Source organism: Vibrio glycogenivorans (assembly GCF_051660965.1).
GTDB lineage: Bacteria > Pseudomonadota > Gammaproteobacteria > Enterobacterales > Vibrionaceae > Vibrio.
On the sequence record NZ_JBPVIS010000005.1, the window covers coordinates 37,468 to 52,130 of the forward strand.

Sequence of the window (14,663 nt, forward strand, 5' to 3'; positions counted from 1 at the left end):
GTTAAGCAATTACTTAGTCATTTGTTTTTCTGCATCAGTCAGTGCAGCGTCAACCGATTGGCGACCATCAACAACGTTGATGATTGCGCTCTTAGTGCTACCCCAGAATGCGTTCATTTGTGGGATATTTGGCATGATTTCGCCGTTCATCGCGTTGTCCATAGTCGCTGCGATGCGCGCGTCAGCGTCTAGCTCTTTCTGGAACGATTTCAGTGCAACCGCGCCTAGTGGCTTGTCGTTATCAACCATACGTAGACCGTCGTTAGTCAGTAGGTAGTTCTCGATGAACTCAACCGCTAGGTCTTTGTTTGGTGATGCAGTGCTGATACCTGCTGTTAGTACACCAACGAATGGCTTAGAAGACTGACCTTGGAACTTAGGCAGTGTTGTCACGCCGTAGTTGATGCCTGCAGTCTCGATGTTGCCCCAAGACCATGGACCGTTGATTGTCATTGCTACGTTACCTTGGCTGAACTCAGCCTCAGATACTGAGTAGTCCATGTCTGGCGAGATCACGCCTTTATCAACTAGGCCTTTAACGAAGTTCATTGCGTCTTTTACGCCTTCGTTGGCAACACCTGCGTCAGTCACGTCGTAGCCTGCAGAGGTGTATTTAAATGCGTAACCACCGTCAGCAGCCATTAGTGGCCAAGTGAAGTACGGTTCTTTTAGGTTCCACATGATGGCTTTCTTGCCGTCTTTTTGTAGCTCTTTGTCTAGTGCTTCAACTTCTTCCCAGTTCTTTGGTGGGTTTGGAACTAGGTCTTTGTTGTAGATAAGAGATAGAGACTCTACCGCTACTGGGTAGCCGATGAATTTGCCATCAAAACGTACCGCATCCCATGCGAAATCTACGATACCGTCTTTAATTTCTTTCGAAGGCTTAACTTCTGTTAGAAGGCCCGCTTCTGCGTAACCACCAAAACGGTCGTGTGCCCAGAACACGATATCAGGACCGTCACCAGTCGCCGCTACTTGTGGGAAACGGTTTTCTAGGCCATCAGGGTAAGCTACTGTCACCTTGATACCTGTGTCTTCTTCAAACTTCTTACCAACTTCTGCTAGACCGTTGTAACCTTTGTCACCGTTGATCCAGATGGTTAGTTGTCCTTCTTCGATAGCAGCGTGTGCGCCAAACGAGCCAAGTGCGACAAGGGTACCTAGTGCTACTGTGCTTAGGGCATTTTTCATCTTTATATCCTTTTTATACTTTTGTTGTAGGGCTCGACCGTCTTCAGAGGTTTCGCCTAGTCCTCATATATAATTAGAGAAAACAGCAATAACCTCATCATCCTAGTTTCTACGCCCTCGCTAGTATGGCGTAAATCCGTGATCCAAATCTGCAGATGTTGACGACCTCGATCACAAAACCGAAATCAATTGTGACCAAATTCACCAAAGATGGCGGAGATTTTTTGACCTCGATCTCTTATTGCCGGTTCATCCCTTTTATCCCTCCTCCCCTTCTACTCCCCCTGCAAAAAAGTTGACTGGGAGGATGTGAGGCTTGATTAAAATCGAGAAACTACAGCTATCCAAGAGTGGATGGTAAGAACCCTTTCCAGTTGCTTGTAACTGGCTTGCATTGCCGAGTTGGATTGCTGTTATAGCAAAGATGTTCGTGGTAGTTAGTACTTACGGGGGAGACGTCTTTGCTATACGGGGGAGGCAATTCAACCCTTTGGCGTGACGGGTGATGGAACACAGAGCTTCCCATTTGTGTTCATCACCCTTTTTTCTTAAGGTATTGCCACTATATATAGCTAAGTAACTACTTATACCTAAGTAACTTCAGAAATCAGGAACCTTTGTAAAACTCCAAATCAACCACCATCAGGAAATCATTTGCGTTTTTCTACAGTGTCGTTATTTTTCTTGGTGAGTTGAACTTCTAGGTGGCGTCGGTTTCGAGGTGATTTAGGTATAACACCTTACAAAATGCCCACAATTACTGCCGATGGCTGGGACAGCAGAGGCAGTAACTATGATAAAAATATTGATCGAGGACGAGCTAAGATGGCGAATGTCACGTTAAAAAACGTATGTAAAGCGTACGGAGATGTACTGATTTCAAAAAATGTTGACTTGGACATTAAAGAAGGCGAGTTTGTTGTCTTCGTTGGTCCATCAGGCTGTGGTAAGTCAACACTGCTACGCTGTATCGCTGGTCTTGAAGACATCACCTCTGGTGACCTGTACATTGGCGATGAGCGCATGAACGACGTTGAGCCGTCTAAGCGTGGCGTTGGTATGGTGTTCCAGTCTTACGCACTTTACCCACACCTTAACCTTTATGACAACATGTCGTTTGGTCTTAAGCTGGCTAAAGCCGACAAAGACGAGATCAGCAAACGTGTCGAGCACGCGGCAGATATCCTGCAGCTAAGCCACCTTCTAGAGCGTCAGCCAAAAGCACTTTCTGGCGGTCAGCGTCAACGTGTTGCGATTGGTCGCACACTGGTTTCTCAACCAAACGTGTTCCTACTCGATGAGCCTCTATCTAACCTTGATGCGGCGCTGCGCGTACAGATGCGCTCTGAAATCACTAAGCTGCAGCGTAAACTTGGCTGTACCATGATCTACGTAACACACGACCAGGTTGAAGCGATGACCATGGCAGATAAAATCGTGGTACTAGACGGCGGTTACGTATCGCAAGTAGGCCGTCCACTTGAGCTTTACCACTACCCACAAAACCGCTTCGTTGCAGGCTTCATCGGCTCACCAAAGATGAACTTTATGAGTGTGTTCATTGAAGAGACAGAGAAAGAACGCGTGAAGGTTCAATTGCCGAACGGTACTTCATTCTGGATTCCAGTTGATGGCACCACTGTGGTTCGCGGCGAGCGTATGTCAATGGGCGTACGTCCAGAGCACTTGCTGAAAGCGGGTGAAGGTGATGCAACCATCGATGGCGAGATCATGATTGTTGAGAAGCTGGGTAACGAAACTCAAGCGTACCTCAATCTCAAAGGCTCTGATGCCGACGTTATCTACCGCCAGCCAGATACACTAGAAGTTGAAGTGGGCGATTCTCTGAGCATCGGTATCCCAGCTCACCGCTGTCACCTATTCCACAACGACGGCCGTGCCTGTCAGCGCCTATACAAAGAACGCGGCGTAGACTTCGACGCGCTAGAGTGCGCATAAGCGTAACTACAGTTTCTACACATTGCTCAGCAAAGCAAACTACGACAAAAACCAGCCTTGGCTGGTTTTTTTTTTTGGACTGCTATTGGCGTCCAGATCGCTTTGCTGCGAGAAGCGAGAGTCGAGAGTCGAGAGGCGAGAAAAACACCTTCGAGACTTGCGCGTTGTTTAAAGCTGGTACGAAGTTTCTAGGACGTAGTCGTTGCCGTCTTTGGCGGTGAACTCTTTGTCTTCGCTGCGGGCGGCGGGTTTGCCTTTGCGGTCGCTCTTAATCAGGCTTATCCAGTGGCGCATGGCGAACTGACAAGGGGAATTTTGCTGGGATAGGGTTGAGCTGCACTCGATCTGGATGTCTTCAATCGTGGTGAGCTCTACGCAGCCTGTGCCGCGGTTACAGCCTATCATTACCTCGACGTGGCTCTCTTTTCCATCACGCAATAGGATTGAACAAGGCGTCTCTTTTTCGCCGTTGTAGGCCACGAAGTGTTTAGGATGACGCAAACCTGTGTGGGTGCCGTCCTTGAAGTACGCCACTAGGTGGCGATAGTCGATCATGTAGGCGGTCACCTCTTGGTGAGAGCCGGTTTCAAGTGGAAATAGCTCGTCTAAGATCTGCTTTCCTTGGCAGGTCTTTTGCTCTCTTGCGTCAGACGCTAGGGTCTCGACTGCAACGACAGCTTGGGCGATAAATGGTTTATTAGAGTTCTTATAGGATGAGTTATTCATCGTTAGCATGTTCATGGTCGTCCCCTCACACCGCATTCAAAATTCGTCTCGTTAGCGCAGGCATTGTCATTGAGCATTTATTGTTCTAGATCAATTTGTGTTGCTGCTTACTTGGAAGATTAGCCGAATATTAACTACAATTTCACAACAAAAATTTTACACTGTGAATTTTACAAAATGAGCCTGTCAAAAAGCCTTGTTCGTCAGTCACACTTTCTCGGGACCAAGATCAGAAACCTGCGCAAGCGCAATCACCTGACCATGGAAGACCTATCGGCCCGTTGTATTCGTATTGACCCCGATTACGCCCCCTCAGTCTCCTATCTATCTATGATAGAGCGCGGTAAACGTGTCCCGAGTGTGGACATGCTTTCGGTGATCGCCCAGGTGTTTCAAAAAGAGCCAGTGTGGTTTCTCGATGATGAGCCCGAGCAGGAGGCGATCACACCAGATAAGGGGCGTAGAGGTGGTATCAGTGGGATGGCACTTGAGCCTGGGTTCTTGTTTTCTAATGATATTTTGCAAATTGCTATCCCTGAGATGCTCTCTCAGGCTGGGATCACCGGTCGTCAATTTGCTCACCTGCTGATCCGTGCTCACCAAGAGAGCCATCAAAACCATTTTCCCGACCTAGAGCGCGCTGCAGAAGAGGTGGGATTAAAGCGGCTCAACCTTAGCGTCGAGGATCTCATCGATATTGCTAAATCCTTGGGCGTAACCATTCGCTGGACACAGCGTACGCCACAAGATGTGGTGGATGAGCTGGGGGTGAGTGCTAAGCAGGTGATCAGCTCTTTTTTTGAGCCACCTAACACTATCTACCTCAATGAAATACTTAAGAAATTTCCAACTAGGCTCAAATACGACTTGAGTGTTTATATTGGGCACTGTGTGCTACACAACCGCGAAAGTCTCAAGAATGTCTTGCTGGTTGGCTCCGCCAATACTTGGGAGGATAATATCCACCAAAGTGATCATGTCGAGCTTAACTCACAAGATATCTTGCAGGCTTGGCGCGACTTTGAATCGAGTTTTTTTGCGGGGGCACTACTCTGCCCTAAAGTACCCTTTCGTCAACTGCTCGATCGTAACGGCTACGAAATCAGTGCTCATATCAAGGCCGGCGTCTCGCCCTCTGTCGCGATGCGACGCATGACTGTTGTCTCACCCTACCCTCACTGGCACTACTTCGATGCGTACGGACAGAATAAACTTAAGGCCGTTTATCGTGGGAACGGCATCCCACTGCCTTGGGGCAACATGCGTCAAGTGAACGACCCGTGTCAGCACTGGGCAGTGTTCCGTCGACTCTCACAGCCACAAGCAGGAAGCTCTGCGCAGATCTCGATACTCAATGTCGGTAATGAGCCACGGATCTATTGCTGTGAATCTGCCAATATGCTTGATCTGGCGGGAAACAACCGAGTCTTGTGTGCGGGTATCGACCTAAATCCAGCCATTGAGGCACAGGGAGGAGATGCGGCGAGTATGGCAGAGCAACTGAAAATTGCCTGCGTCCAATCGGGAGGTAGCACCACGATTCCTGCGCCAATTCGCAAAGACCTGGTCACCATCGCCAAGATTCTCAATATTAACTGGATTGAGCGCGGTGCAAATGTCCCTGCCCAAGTGATTTGTGCGCGTGGCACGGCATGTCCGCGTGAGCCAAGTTGCTACGGTGACCCTATTTCCATCACCGAACAACCCTAGACGACTCATGCTTGTCACAGACTGCCAGCGCTAGATGCGCGCTGGCAGGAAGAGCGCTCTATGGCACCCCATGTCCTTTTGAAGCAACCCAGACGCGATACCACTGCTCGCGTGTCAGCTCGAGCTCTGTGGCTTTCACTGCCGCCTCAACGCGCTCAATCTTGCCCGAACCAACAATCGTCAGTGGACCCGATGGCAAGCGGCGTACCCAGGCATAAATCACTTGGTCGATACTATCGGCACCCAGTTCAACGCGGATCTCCTCCAGTACTTGCACTACGCGTTTTGACTGCTCAGATTGAGCATGGAACAGCTGACCACCGGCCAGACATGACCAGGCCATCGGCCTGATTCGCAGACGCTGCAGTTGATCAAGCGTACCATCATGCGCCACCTCAAAATTGAGTGGGTTGATCTCAACCTGATTCGTCACCAGCGACTTGCCCAGACGAGATTGCAGCAGGTCAAATTGATGGGTGGAAAAGTTAGATACGCCAAAATGTTTAACCTTGCCCACTTTATGCAGCTCTTGGAAGGCTTTTGCCACCTCATCTGCGTCCATCAGCGCATCAGGTCGATGGATGAGCAACACATCAATATCATCCACCCCCAAGCGTTGCAGTGAATTGTTCACCGACTGATAGATGTGCGCGGCACTGGTGTCATAGTGGTTCACTTTGCGAGCAGGGAACTTATCGCTGCATAAGTTGATATCACACTTGGTGACGATCTCAATTTGACGACGAATACTTTTATCCAACGCCAGTGCTTCACCGAATAAGTGCTCACACTCGTAGTTGCCATATATGTCGGCATGATCCACAGTCGTCACGCCAAGAGCAATGTGTTGCTTGATAAAATCTAGTCGCTGCTTCGCAGTCATACCCCACTCAGTTAGACGCCAATAACCTTGCACTACCTCAGAAAACTCTGGGCCTTGTGGCGCAATCTGAACTCGATTTAACATCTGTGTTTCTCTCCATAGTCAGTGTTACGCTGAGTATATCCAACTGATACTAGCACGCGACTGCAACATCCGATCTCCATAAGCTAAGTCATAATTTTGCTTATTCGTACTTGATCTCTGACGCTATTGCCGGGTCATTTCTAGCACGAGGTCAGTGCCATCATCTTGAATTTTAGCTTGAATCAACACCTCGTTACTCGACTTGACCCACTGCATGGATAGGATGCTATTCCTTGGCCGCTGATTAATTAACTCAATCAACTGACGATCGACCACTTCAGGGGGGCTGTGCTTGAGCGCCTCTTGTACATTAAAGTCATGCTCGGCGTAACTCACCCTGTGTGGCTGAAATCCATCTCGTCGTAAATTGAACTGCAGCTGACTTAAGTGAAAAGCACTGCTAGCCAACTCTAACCGCACCTGGTTGATTTGCCCTTCATCTGAAAAAAACTGGGCAAAAACAGGCAGGTCATAATAACTAAATTCCGCACAATACCGCCATTCATCCTCTCCCAATGCACACTCAAAGGTGGCCTGATCTTGATAAACACCTTGGACATCCATCATCGGTGTATCAAGGCTAGTAAACGGCGCAAACAACGGATGACTGGCAAACCCAGCTAAAGGAAACAGCAAACCGCACCCTATAACCCAGGCCCTAAACTTAAAATTCGACAAAAATCTCAACTAAATCTACTCCTAAAAAACAGTTTCGAGGTGCGAGTACGGGCAAAGCCTCCGAGATGCGAGGAGTTTACCACCCTCTGAGGGTCCTCTGGGGAATAAGGAACTTATCACGCGCTGGGATTACTCGCTCCCCGTAGCGAAGCGTCCCCGTCCCTCGGAGCGCAGCGAAACTCAAGCTTGCATAATAAAAAACGACGCTGAAGCATCAGCGCCGTTTTCACTATCTATTTTAACCAAAAGCCTAAGTTAGCTTGCGTTAGCGTCTTCTTCGCTTTGGCTCGCCAAGAGGACTTCTTGTTCACGGAGCCAGTTGTTGAGCTCGTCACGCTTGGCAGTGAATTTCGCCATTTCATTCTTCGGCACTGAGGTTGCCATTGGAATGTCGGCGGTCACTGGGTTTACAGCGCGACCACGAACAATCAATTCATAGTGGATATGCGGTCCGGTCACTCGACCCGTTGCCCCAGCTAGACCAATGCGTTGCCCACGCTTAACAGCTTGCCCTTGCTTGACCAAAATTTTGCTTAGGTGCAAGTAACGAGTCTTATAGGTAGTGCCGTGCTGGATAACCACGTATTTCCCTGCGTAAGGGTGATTACGCGTCATTGCCACCACGCCATCGCCCGTCGAAACAATCGGGGTACCAGTCGGCGTTGCCCAGTCCGTCCCGTTGTGCGGCGATACGCGCCCTGTCACAGGGTGTTTACGATTTGGATTGAAGTGAGAGCTTAAGCGATAGTTGCCATCCATCGGTTTGCGACGAAACGCGCGCTGCAGGCTTTCACCGTCCTTATCGTAATACTGGCCATCGCTATGCAGATAGGCCGTGATCTCTCGCCCACGGTTAAATATACGAATGGCCTGAACCTCTGAGTTGCCGGTCAACTCCCCTTGGTAATACTGTCTAGATTGTACAATCTCAAAGCGATCTCCAGCGCGGAGATCTCTGGAAAAGTTAAGCTTGTCTTTTAGCAAGCCAACCACATTCTCGATTTCCGTATTACCCATGCCAGCCCCATTGACTGACTGCGAGAAACTACCATGGATCTCACCGATGTAGGCCCGATTCTGCCACTCACCTGGCTCTTCTATGCGCTCGTAATCAAAACTACCATCATCGAGCTTAGTGTAAACCACCTTATCAACAGGGCTGAACTCGAGCATCATCTTGCTCAGACGGTGCTGCTCTTCACTCCAGAAACGCAATGTGTTTCCTGGGCGCAGGGTATCGAGAGACAGGAAGTTTACGTCCGTCTCTTGAACGCGCATCATCTCTTGATAACCGAAGCCAAGTTTATTAAAGATGGTGCTTAGGTTGTCACCCTTTTGGATGACATACTCATAATTTGGGTAGTCGGGTACGTCGATCACCTCTAGCTCAGCCTGGACTGAGAGTGACAAAGGCTCAACATTGAGAGTAATCACTTGTGGCTGGTTCGCCTCGGGAACAAACCCAAGTACGCCAGCAAGCAAGATTGGGGAGGAACACAGAGCAAGCTTCTGTTTGTAGCTCAATCTCACAAAACGTTTAGTAAAATCTTTGAAAAACACATCAATATCGTCAAAAAGTTAGGAATTACCCGATGTCCTGGTAACTGTTATGTTAAGAAAGCTCAGGACTAAAACCCAGTAAGAATATCTGTTTTTCAATAAAAAGTCATTGTTACATTGAGAATCAAAACGTATGTCACACAATTGTAATGAGGCTATTTATCGCTAAATGTACCGTTTATGCTGACAAACAACTGTTTTTCAGCCTTTTCTTGTGGATCCTCAGCCAGTGCCTGTCCGGGAGCGTATTGCAGATAATTGACCGTCAATGAATGACCTTCCAACGACAGTCCTTCCGGGACAATGCGATCACCGAGAAAGTAGCTATCAAGCGCCACAAGCCGAGTTTGCTGCCGATCGACACCAAAAGAAGCCAAGTAGTAGAAATGCCCGCTGCCTTGATTGGACACCACCACCACGGCGATAAAGCCACGTCCAAGTGCCAACTCGACAGCGGTGATGGGCGCAAACAACAAGGCTGCTTGACCTCGCTCTTGACCAGAGTCGTAATCCCCAAGCACCAATGCCTTATCGACATCAATGCGATTGAAGACGACGTTGGCGTTAGTCTCGGGAACTGGCATGACCAAAGCACCGGGCAAAGAGAGACCAAAGACCGCTTTGACGACCGGATTAGCCTCTTGGGCAGGAATAAACTTCGCGACTATCTGCTCATCACTAAGGGAAAAGCGATAAACAGCGGCTACACTCACTATCACAAGCAAAGCAAGTGGAATAAACAGCAGTACTGGCATAGAGAAGATTCGTCGTCCCATCACGGTCTCCAATAAGCGAAGGTCAAAAAACACGTTACCTGAGAAGTAAATAAATGAAAAGCAGACGCTTTCACTTTTTTGCAACATATTACTCTGAATAGTTAGCAAAAAAACGTGAATATCTATTGCCAGTACACCTAGATTGCATATATTATCTGCGCCCATGACTAAAAGCAGAATTTTAGTGCATAAGTATTCCCAGATAGGCAATCACCATTAATTAGCGGTAACACGAGTCACGCCATGCAAGACCACGCATCTATACTTGAGAAAAAACACAAGAAATCCACCCTCTGGGTCTTTTTGATCCCATCACTGATTGGCCTGTTCCTGTTTATGGCCCCGATCAGCTTTAATGGTGACCTAACCATCCCTGTAGCCGTGCTGGCTAAATCATTGCAAGCGGCTATGAGCAATGTCATTGTGCCATTGATCACCGCCATTATCGCCTTTATGGCGCTGGCCTCGGTCCTGTACCGCTTCGTAAAACCGCGTTTTATTGCCAACAACACCTTTGTCGATGGATTGCTGTCACCTTCGCCACTGTGGCTCGCTGTGCGTGTGATTGGTGGCATCGCGGTTGTCATGACCTACCTACAAATGGGACCGGAGGCGATTTGGCATGAAGACACCGGTGGTTTGGTCCTAGAAGGCCTGCTACCAACGCTATTCTCAGTGTTTATCTTTGCCGGTCTACTACTCCCATTCCTACTAAATTTTGGCCTGCTTGAGCTTTTCGGTACACTGCTGAGTAAAGTGATGCGCCCAATCTTCAACCTGCCGGGCCGCAGCGCAATCGACTGTATTGCCTCTTGGCTTGGTGATGGTAGCGTCGGCATCCTAATGACCAGCAAACAGTATGAGCAGAAGTTCTACACCCAACGTGAAGCGGCGATTGTCGGCACCACCTTCTCAGCGGTATCGATCACGTTCAGCCTAGTTGTGATTGCACAGGTTGAGCTTGAGTACCTGTTCCTGCCATTCTACGGCGCGGTTTGCCTAGCTGGCCTAGTGGCTGCGATCATCGTGCCACGCTTACCACCACTGAGCCGCAAACAAGACCTATACATCGATGGCAGCGCGCCAAGTAAAGACGACAATGTCATCCCTGAGGGGCAAACCACTTGGTCGTGGGGCCTTAAGCTTGCCATGTTCAAAGCAAGCCAAGTCAAATCAGCCAAATCGGTGGCTAGCGAGGGGATCAAGAACGCGCTTGATATGGTGTTTGGCGTATTGCCCGTTGTCATGGGCCTTGGCACCATTGCCCTCGTGATTGCAGAGTACACCTCAGTCTTCTCATTCCTAGGTCAGCCATTCATCCCATTCCTTGAGCTGCTAGGCGTACCAGAAGCCGTACAAGCCTCTCAAACCATCGTGGTGGGCTTTGCAGACATGTTTATCCCAGCAATCCTAGCTGCTTCTATCGACAGCGAAATGACCCGCTTCGTTATCGCAGCCATGTCAGTCACTCAGCTGATCTACATGTCAGAAGTCGGCGCCCTACTACTAGGCAGCAAGATCCCAGTCAACATCGGTGAGCTGTTTATTATCTTTATCCTGCGCACGCTAGTCACCCTGCCTGTGATTGCAGGTGTCGCGCATCTCATTTTCTAACTGAGTTACACGAACCCAAAAAAGCCCAGCAGTTGCTGGGCTTTTTTTTAGGGGCGGGGTTCGAGGACACTTCGTTTCGAGGAGCGAGTGTATTGCCAAAACCTGAAATTAACCATACCTCGTAAGGCCCTAGAACACTCTCAGTAAATTCTCCCATAACCAGCGCATAAAACCTCGAAGGACACCGCCTACCCCCAAGAAACGTCTCGCTCCTCGAAAAGCAGCGCCTACCCTCTCTCCTTGGCTTTACTCGCAACCAATTGAACCCAGACACTGTCCCAAAACTACCAGCACCCAAGAAACACCTCGCTCCTCGCGGGGCATCGCCCGTACTCGAACCCCGCCCCTGTGTTTTATTCGTGCCACTTGAGCCAAAATAATGCCTTAAACTACAAGCGCCCAAGAAACTCCTCGCTCCCCGAAGGGCAACGCCCGTACTCGAACCCCGCTCCTTGGTTTTATTCGCCCAAGACCCTAAGGAGGCTACCTGAGCCAAAACAATTCCCCCAAACTACCAGCACCCGAGAAACACCTCGCTCCCCGAAGGGCAACGCCCGAACTCGAACCCCGCTCCTTGGTTTTATTCGCCCAAGACCCGCAGGAGGCTCCTTGAGCCAAAACAATCCCCCAAACTACAAGCGCCCGAGAAACACCCCGCTCCCCGAAGGGCAACGCCCGCCCCCGAACCCCGCCCCCCTTTTGTTTGAGGCATAAAAAAGCCCCTCATCAAGAGGGGCAAAGTTACCATCGCTTATAGTTATAGTGTTATATGCCAGTAAATGCGATTAGCCGAAGTCACCGTTTACGTAACCCTGAGTGCGATCATCGCTTGGGTTACTAAAGATAACTGCGGTGTCGTTATGCTCAACAAGCTCACCCATTAGGAAGAATGCTGTGCGGTCAGAGATACGACGCGCCTGCTGCATTGAGTGAGTTACGATAACGATCGTGTAGTTTTTCTTAAGCTCTTCCATCAGCTCTTCGATTTTGTGGGTTGCGATTGGGTCAAGCGCTGATGTTGGTTCATCCATTAGGATGACATCAGGTTGCATCGCAATCGTACGTGCAATACATAGACGCTGCTGCTGACCACCAGAAAGGCCAAAGGCGTGAGATTTGAGGCGGTCTTTCACCTCATCCCAAAGCGCTGCACCGCGCAGTGATTGCTCTACCACTAGGTCGATATGATTCTTATCTTTGATACCTTGAGCACGTAGGCCGTACGCTACGTTCTCGTAGATGCTCATTGGGAACGGGTTTGGCTTCTGGAATACCATGCCAACCTTGATACGCAGGTCCGCCACATCGATGTTGCCGTAGATGTCTGTACCATCCATCTCAAGCTTACCGGTGATCTTAACGCCTTCAATCAGGTCGTTCATGCGGTTCAAGCAGCGCAGTAGCGTTGACTTACCACAGCCTGATGGGCCGATAAGCGCTGTTACTTGCTTAGTCGGGATCGGTAGGTTGATCGATTTTAGTGCCTGGTTGTCGCCGTAGAATAGGTCTAGGTTTTCAATATCAAACTTGTTCATTGTCTTAATCTCTTAAATCTTAAATTCGTGTCTAAATAGCTATGCGTAACTTGTAATGTGCGTAATTAGTAAGTTGCCGTATTGAAGCGGCTCGCAATCAGCTTAGTAATCATGTTGATCAGAAGTACTACAACGATAAGCACTGTGGCCGTACCGTAAGCTTGGTTCCACTCTTCAATAGAGAACAGCTCAGTAGTCAACTTAAATAGGTGAACCGTTAGCGTACGACCTGAATCGAATAGCGAGTCAGGAATACGCGCAACCATACCCGCTGTAAGGAATACAGGAGCAGATTCACCGATGACACGACCAATACTTAGAATGACCGAGGTTAAGATACCTGGCATTGCGCTTGGCAAGATCAAACGCCAGATAGTGTAAATTTTTGAAGCGCCAAGGCCGTATGAGCCTTCACGGTAGGTCTGTGGTACTGCCATCAATGCTTCTTCGGTAGTACGGATGATAACCGGAAGAATCAGGATACTTAGCGTCAGTGCACCCGATAGAATCGAGAAGCCAAAGCCAAGAATCGTTACAAAGAAGGTCATACCAAATAGACCGAAGATGATTGACGGGATACCCGCCAGTGATTCCGTACAGAAACGGATCACTTTCACCAAACGGCTGCCTACTTGAGCGTACTCAGTTAGGTAGATTGCCGTCATAATGCCCAGAGGCGCGGCTACAGCAATCGATGCGATAACCATGTAAATTGTCGAGACAATCATTGGGAAGATACCCTGACTGTCGCCGGTGCGCGTGTAGTTACCAGTAATAAATGCCCAATCTACGTGTTGTAGACCGTTAGCAAGGATGTACCAGATAATCCAGAACAGGAAGCCCACAGTCGCTGCTGCTGCTGCCCATACAAAGCCATTAAGAATCTTGTCTTTAAAGTCTCGTGACTGCTTTAGTTTTACGCGATCCATAGTTCTTATCTCGCTTTCTCACGGTTTAGGTATAGAAGAGCAGCATTCAACATCATGATGAACACTAGAAGTACAACACCGGTTGCATAAAGTGCGTTAGCGTGAACACCACTTGCGTATGACATCTCAATCGCGATGTTCGCTGTTAGCGTACGCGCAGAGTCAAGCAGGCCTTCAGGCATCGCTGGTGCGTTACCCATAACCATGATGATTGCCATGGTTTCACCCAGTGCACGACCGATACCCAAGATAACGCCAGTCATAATGCCTGAGCGCGCCGCTGGGACAAGAAGCTTAAAGATGGTGTAGATTTTTGAAGCGCCTAGCGCCAGTGAGCCTTCTTTGTAAGTACGAGGCACCGCGCGGATAGACGTTTCAGAGACGGTGATTACCGTTGGCAGGATCATCACACCCAGAACGATGATACCGGCAAGGATGGTGTTACCTGCAGGCACATTAAAGATCTGTTGAATCAGCGGCACGATGATAACTAGACCGAAGAAGCCGTATACCACCGATGGGATACCCGCCAGAAGCTCAACCGCTGGGCGAATAATGTTAGCAACACGCTTTGGTGCGATTTCTGCGATAAAGATGGCGGTCAGTACGCCGATTGGCACACCAACAATCACAGCGCCTAGCGTCGATACCAGTGAGGCAACAATCATGGTTGCAACACCGTAAAGTGCTGGCGGTAGCCAGTGTTGACCCATAACGATACCCGCAACACCCACTTGCTGGAAGGCCGGGATACTCTCACGCACGATGAAGTACGCGATGATCGCTAGGGATACAATACCGATTACGGCACTGGTTAAAAACAGGCCGTGGAAAATACGTTCTCTCCAGTCAACGCGCTTTTGCTCGCGTAAACCAGACTTTTTGATAGCATTAGCTTCAGAGTTCATAAGCTTTTCACTACTAGATGCGATGGTCATATTAAAATTCTCAAAATCGAAACAGTTATCGAAAGAGATGGAAAAGGCTCAGCCCAAAATGCGGGCTGAGCAACTTAATT

At 49.0% G+C, this 14,663-nt stretch carries 12 protein-coding genes; 3 read left to right on the forward strand and 9 right to left on the reverse strand.

Going from position 1 to position 14,663, the window contains the following annotated elements; translation table 11 throughout:
• Window positions 1–9 precede the first annotated feature (9 nt).
• Window positions 10–1,191, reverse strand: coding sequence for a maltose/maltodextrin ABC transporter substrate-binding protein MalE (malE, locus tag ACSTTG_RS12510; protein ID WP_438456790.1), 1,182 nt, complete (start codon window positions 1,189–1,191; stop codon window positions 10–12).
• Window positions 1,192–2,016: 825 nt separating this feature from the next.
• Here malE and malK point away from each other — a divergent pair.
• Window positions 2,017–3,150 (forward strand): maltose/maltodextrin ABC transporter ATP-binding protein MalK, encoded by a 1,134-nt coding sequence (gene malK / locus ACSTTG_RS12515; RefSeq protein ID WP_438475084.1) that lies wholly within the window; start codon window positions 2,017–2,019, stop codon window positions 3,148–3,150.
• A 168-nt stretch (window positions 3,151–3,318) separates the two neighbouring features.
• Here malK and ACSTTG_RS12520 read toward each other — a convergent pair whose 3' ends face one another.
• Window positions 3,319–3,891 carry an aldolase/citrate lyase/malate synthase family protein gene (locus tag ACSTTG_RS12520; RefSeq protein ID WP_438475049.1) on the reverse strand — a complete coding sequence of 191 codons (573 nt, stop codon included), beginning with the start codon at window positions 3,889–3,891 and terminating at the stop codon, window positions 3,319–3,321.
• Window positions 3,892–4,053: 162 nt separating this feature from the next.
• Here ACSTTG_RS12520 and ACSTTG_RS12525 point away from each other — a divergent pair, with 162 nt between their 5' ends.
• Complete coding sequence (locus tag ACSTTG_RS12525; RefSeq protein ID WP_438475050.1) at window positions 4,054–5,586, forward strand: DUF3612 domain-containing protein; 1,533 nt, start codon at window positions 4,054–4,056, stop codon at window positions 5,584–5,586.
• 58 nt (window positions 5,587–5,644) lie between these two features.
• Here ACSTTG_RS12525 and ACSTTG_RS12530 read toward each other — a convergent pair whose 3' ends face one another.
• The 4 genes from ACSTTG_RS12530 to ACSTTG_RS12545 form a co-directional block, all read right to left on the reverse strand.
• Entirely contained in the window at window positions 5,645–6,553 is a 909-nt protein-coding gene (locus ACSTTG_RS12530) for an aldo/keto reductase (RefSeq protein WP_438475051.1), read from the reverse strand.
• Between the two features lie 123 nt (window positions 6,554–6,676).
• Window positions 6,677–7,189: a hypothetical protein gene (locus ACSTTG_RS12535; protein WP_438475052.1), complete on the reverse strand. Its 513-nt coding sequence runs from the start codon at window positions 7,187–7,189 to the stop codon at window positions 6,677–6,679.
• A gap of 297 nt (window positions 7,190–7,486) precedes the next feature.
• Entirely contained in the window at window positions 7,487–8,791 is a 1,305-nt protein-coding gene (gene shyA / locus ACSTTG_RS12540) for a peptidoglycan DD-endopeptidase ShyA (RefSeq protein WP_438475053.1), read from the reverse strand.
• 155 nt (window positions 8,792–8,946) lie between these two features.
• The gene (locus ACSTTG_RS12545; RefSeq protein ID WP_438456784.1) at window positions 8,947–9,567 is read right to left on the reverse strand and encodes a hypothetical protein; all 621 of its coding nucleotides are present in this window, start codon (window positions 9,565–9,567) and stop codon (window positions 8,947–8,949) included.
• Between the two features lie 243 nt (window positions 9,568–9,810).
• On the opposite strand from ACSTTG_RS12545, the gene ACSTTG_RS12550 reads away from it, so the two are divergent.
• Complete coding sequence (locus tag ACSTTG_RS12550; RefSeq protein ID WP_438475054.1) at window positions 9,811–11,181, forward strand: YjiH family protein; 1,371 nt, start codon at window positions 9,811–9,813, stop codon at window positions 11,179–11,181.
• A 785-nt stretch (window positions 11,182–11,966) separates the two neighbouring features.
• Here the strand turns inward: ACSTTG_RS12550 and pstB are convergent.
• The 3 genes from pstB to pstC form a co-directional block, all read right to left on the reverse strand.
• Window positions 11,967–12,716 (reverse strand): phosphate ABC transporter ATP-binding protein PstB, encoded by a 750-nt coding sequence (gene pstB, locus ACSTTG_RS12555; protein WP_438475055.1) that lies wholly within the window; start codon window positions 12,714–12,716, stop codon window positions 11,967–11,969.
• A gap of 65 nt (window positions 12,717–12,781) precedes the next feature.
• Entirely contained in the window at window positions 12,782–13,645 is an 864-nt protein-coding gene (gene pstA / locus ACSTTG_RS12560) for a phosphate ABC transporter permease PstA (RefSeq protein ID WP_438475056.1), read from the reverse strand.
• Between the two features lie 5 nt (window positions 13,646–13,650).
• The gene (gene pstC, locus ACSTTG_RS12565; protein ID WP_438475057.1) at window positions 13,651–14,583 is read right to left on the reverse strand and encodes a phosphate ABC transporter permease subunit PstC; all 933 of its coding nucleotides are present in this window, start codon (window positions 14,581–14,583) and stop codon (window positions 13,651–13,653) included.
• Between the last annotated feature and the right edge of the window lie 80 nt (window positions 14,584–14,663).